This is a genomic window from Aeromicrobium sp. PFPM2_SD2 (genome assembly GCF_057364525.1).
Genome location: NZ_JBNFNZ010000284.1, coordinates 1 through 3,372 on the forward strand (window position 1 = coordinate 1; position 3,372 = coordinate 3,372).

A 3,372-nucleotide genomic window follows, 5' to 3' on the forward strand; every position below is an offset into this window, starting at 1 on the left:
TGCGACGCTCGCCGTCGCGGGGTCGCCCCGCACCCCGTCACGCCGTCGACGTGGTGGCCCTCGTCGCGCAGCGCGCCGGCGACGACCGTTAGGAAGCTGGTCACCGGGTGCCCGGCGCGGGGCTCATCTGCACCATCGCCAGGAAGCCTCGGCGGGCAGCGTCCTCGCTCGCGTGGGACTCCGGGTGCTGGTAGCGGCCGCGCTCGAAGAACGCGGTGAACCACGTCCCGTCCTCGCGCTCCAGCAGCACGGCCGTGTTGTCCAGCCGCGGCAGGCGGCCGTCGTCCCTGCCGAGCCTCATGTGCAGGCCGGGCTCGTCGGAGACGGCGATCGCCGCCCGCACGTCGTCGACGTTCACGACGCCTCGTGGACGAGCGTCTCCGGCGGCAGCCCCGCGCGGACGTCGGCCGGGACGTCCGCCAGTCCGACGACGTTGACGGCCGCGACGTCGAGCATGGGCAGGTCGGCCGAGGCGTCCAGCGCCGTCCGTATGGCGCCGACGGCGCTGTCCTGCCCCTCAGGACCTGCGGTCGTGGAGTAGGCGATGCAGCCCAGGTACGGCCCGTCGTCGACCGTGTACAAGAAGGCGCGGACCTCGTCGATGAACGGGCGGGCGCCCACCTCGCGCGCCAGAGCCTCACGGACGGGTGCCGGCAGGTCGGTCCAGACCTTGAACTCGCACCGCGCGCCGACCGGGAACGGGTGCAGGTAGCGCTTGAGGTCCACGACGTGCGCGGGCTCCACCAGCATGCCGGCCGGCTGACCCGGGTCGACCGCGACCGCGACGTCGTCCGGCAGCATGGCGACGAGGTCGCGCACGGCGATCTGCCGCAGGTCGAACCCCTCGGCCGGAACCGCGGCGACGGCCCCCGCGTCACTGGTCCAGACGCACACGGCCTGCTGGCCAGGCGAGACCTCACCGCCGAAGAGGACCTGCGTGGCCTGGTCGACCGCCACCAGCACGGTGGCGTAGAAGAACTCCCACCGTGTGGCGAAGACCGGGCCGCTCATCGTGATGCTCCTATGTAGCCGGGCTCAGCCCAGGACGGCGCCGTCGGAGGCGGAGCCGACGAGCTTGCGGTACTTGGCCAGGACGCCCTTGGTGTAGCGCGGGGGCAGCGGCTCCCAGCCGACCTTGCGGGCCTCGAGCTCCTCGGGCTCCACCTCGACCTCGAGGGTCTTGTTCGCCACGTCCAGGACGATCGGGTCGCCGTCCTTGACGAACGCGATGGGTCCGCCGTCGACCGCCTCGGGGGCGACGTGGCCGACGCACAGGCCGGTCGTGCCGCCGGAGAAGCGGCCGTCGGTGAGCAGCAGGACGTCCTTGCCCAGGCCCGCGCCCTTGATGGCGCCGGTGATCTTGAGCATCTCGCGCATGCCCGGGCCACCCTTGGGGCCCTCGTAGCGGATGACCACGACGTCGCCGGCGACGATCGTGCCGTCCTCCAGCGCGTCCATGGCCGCGCGCTCGCCGTCGAAGACGCGCGCGGTGCCGCGGAAGACGTCGGTGTCGAAGCCCGCGCTCTTGACGACCGCACCGCCGGGGGCGAGCGAGCCGTTCAGCACGGTGATGCCGCCGTTGCGGTGGATCGGGCGGTCGAGCGGACGGATGACGTCGCCGTCGAGCTTCACGTCCAGGTCGGCGAGGTTCTCCTCCATCGTCTTGCCGGTGACCGTGAGGGTGTCGCCGTGCATGAGGCCGGCGTCCAGCAGCGCCTTCATGATGACCGGGATGCCGCCGACGCGGTCGACGTCGTACATGACGTACTTGCCGAACGGCTTGAGGTCGCCCAGGTGCGGCACCTTGTCGCCGATGCGGGTGAAGTCGTCCAGCGTCAGGTCGACCTCGGCCTCGCGGGCGATGGCCAGCAGGTGGAGCACGGCGTTGGTCGAGCCGCCGAGCGCCATGACGATCGCGATGGCGTTCTCGAACGCCTTCTTGGTCATGATGTCGCGAGCCGTGATGCCCTGGCGGAGCAGGTTCACGACCGCCTGGCCGGACGCCTCGGCGAACCCGTCGCGGCGGCGGTCGGGCGCCGGCGGGGCGGCCGAGCCGGGCAGGCTCATGCCGATCGCCTCGGCGACCGACGCCATCGTGTTGGCGGTGTACATGCCGCCGCACGCGCCCTCGCCGGGGCAGATCGCGCGCTCGATCTTGTCCAGCTGCTCGCGGGTGATGAGGCCCTTCATGCAGGCGCCGACGCCCTCGAAGCCGTCGATGAGGGTGACGTCCTCGCCGTCGACCTTGCCCGGCATGATCGAGCCGGCGTAGAGGAAGACGCTGGCCAGGTCCAGGCGCGCCGCGGCCATGAGCATGCCCGGCAGCGACTTGTCGCAGCCGGCCAGCAGGACGGAGCCGTCCAGGCGCTCGGCCATCATGACCGTCTCGACCGAGTCGGCGATGACCTCGCGGCTCACGAGCGAGAAGTGCATGCCCTCGTGGCCCATCGAGATGCCGTCGGAGACGGAGATGGTGCCGAACTCCAGCGGGTAGCCGCCGGCGGCGTGCACGCCGACCTTCGACGCCTTCGCCAGCCGGTCGAGCGACAGGTTGCAGGGGGTGATCTCGTTCCAGCTGGACGCGACGCCGATCTGGGGCTTCTCCCAGTCGTCGTCGCCCATGCCGACGGCTCGCAGCATGCCGCGCGAGGCCGTGGCCTCGATGCCGTCCGTGACGGTGCGGCTGCGCGGCTTGATGTCGATCTCGGGCTTGTCGGGGGTCTGCGCCATGCGTCACAGCGTACGCCGGGCCGACACGCCCGAGCGCGGGGTGTCGCCATGCTGGGACGCGGCGGCGCGGACGCCCCTCGCTCAGCCCATCGGGCGCGGCTCGGTGAGGCGCACGCTGTTGCCGGACGGGTCGCGGAAGCCGCAGTCGACGCCGTACGGGCGCTCCTCGGGCTTCTCGGTGAACTCGACGCCGCGCGCCACGAGCTCCTCGTAGGCGGCGCGGCAGTCGTCCACCACGAGGAAGGCGGTGCCGGCCAAGCCCTTCGCCACGAGGTCCAGCACCTCCTGGCGGCCGGCGTCGGTCAGCATCGGCTCGCCCGGCACGGCCATGAGGACGATCGCGACGTCCTCCTGCCCGAGCGGGGCGACGGTGAGCCAGCGGAAGTCGCCCATCTCGGGCACGGTGACGTCGGCCTGCACCTGCATGCCGACCTTGTTCGTCCAGAAGTCCAGGGCCACGTCCTGGTCGTGGACCCACAGCTGAGCCGCGGCGATGCGCATGTCGTCTCCTTCGTCGAGGTGGTGCGACCACGCTAGGAGTCACGCGGGGGCGGCGTCTTCCTCCCGTGTGCGGTCCTGGACGCGGCTGACGGCGCCGGGCGCCGTGCGGCCAGCACGCACGCCGGCACCTGCGCCCAGGTG

The 3,372-nt window shown here is 72.1% G+C and carries 4 protein-coding genes; all 4 read right to left on the reverse strand.

Annotated features, from left to right (window positions below):
* Window positions 1–100: 100 nt before the first annotated feature.
* Window positions 101–358, reverse strand: coding sequence for a hypothetical protein (locus AC2W7G_RS12145; protein ID WP_485868670.1), 258 nt, complete (start codon window positions 356–358; stop codon window positions 101–103).
* Window positions 355–1,011, reverse strand: coding sequence for an SseB family protein (locus tag AC2W7G_RS12150; RefSeq protein ID WP_485868671.1), 657 nt, complete (start codon window positions 1,009–1,011; stop codon window positions 355–357). The genes AC2W7G_RS12145 and AC2W7G_RS12150 overlap by 4 nt, the downstream gene beginning before the upstream one ends.
* A 24-nt stretch (window positions 1,012–1,035) precedes the next feature.
* On the reverse strand, window positions 1,036–2,730 hold the full coding sequence (gene ilvD / locus AC2W7G_RS12155) for a dihydroxy-acid dehydratase (protein ID WP_485868672.1): 1,695 nt from the start codon (window positions 2,728–2,730) through the stop codon (window positions 1,036–1,038).
* 81 nt (window positions 2,731–2,811) lie between these two features.
* On the reverse strand, window positions 2,812–3,231 hold the full coding sequence (locus AC2W7G_RS12160; RefSeq protein WP_485868673.1) for a VOC family protein: 420 nt from the start codon (window positions 3,229–3,231) through the stop codon (window positions 2,812–2,814).
* Window positions 3,232–3,372 lie beyond the last annotated feature (141 nt).